A 534-nucleotide genomic window follows, 5' to 3' on the forward strand; every position below is an offset into this window, starting at 1 on the left:
CCTTCAAACCCAGTGCACGTTTCATGATCTCATCTTTAGCACCCGGTAATTGTCCCGCTAAACTCAAGCCAATACCGCGAACCAGTTTTTTCGCTGGATGGTCACCAGAGAATAAATCACGGAAACCTTGCATCGCCGCAATCATCTTCGCCGCTTCAGCCTTACGCCAACGCTCATAGCCACGCAGATTGCGTTTACTACCAATGTCTTGCCCTTGTTTCCAAAGAGTCAGTACTTCTTGCGCCAGACTGGCTGCATCCAATAAGCCGAGATTCACGCCTTGGCCTGCTAATGGGTGGATGGTATGAGCCGCATCGCCAACCAGTGCAACACGCTCAACTACAAAGTCTCGGGCATAACGCATTTTTAGCGGAAACGCCGCTCGCTCTCCCACCACTTCACACACGCCTAAACGAGCATCGAATTCGCTGGTTAGTGTTTTGTTGAACGCTTCATCGCTCATGGCCAGCAATTCTTCCGCTCGGTTTGGCTCTGTCGACCAGACGATAGAACACATGTTTGGTTGAGACATCG

The 534-nt window shown here is 50.9% G+C and carries 1 protein-coding gene; it reads right to left on the minus strand.

The window, feature by feature from the left end; genetic code table 11:
- Nucleotides 1-534, minus strand: a 534-nt coding sequence (locus tag R8N47_RS27960) for an FAD-dependent monooxygenase (protein ID WP_318186454.1), incomplete at both ends; no start/stop codon positions are given.

Source organism: Vibrio sp. 2132-1, from assembly GCF_033344315.1.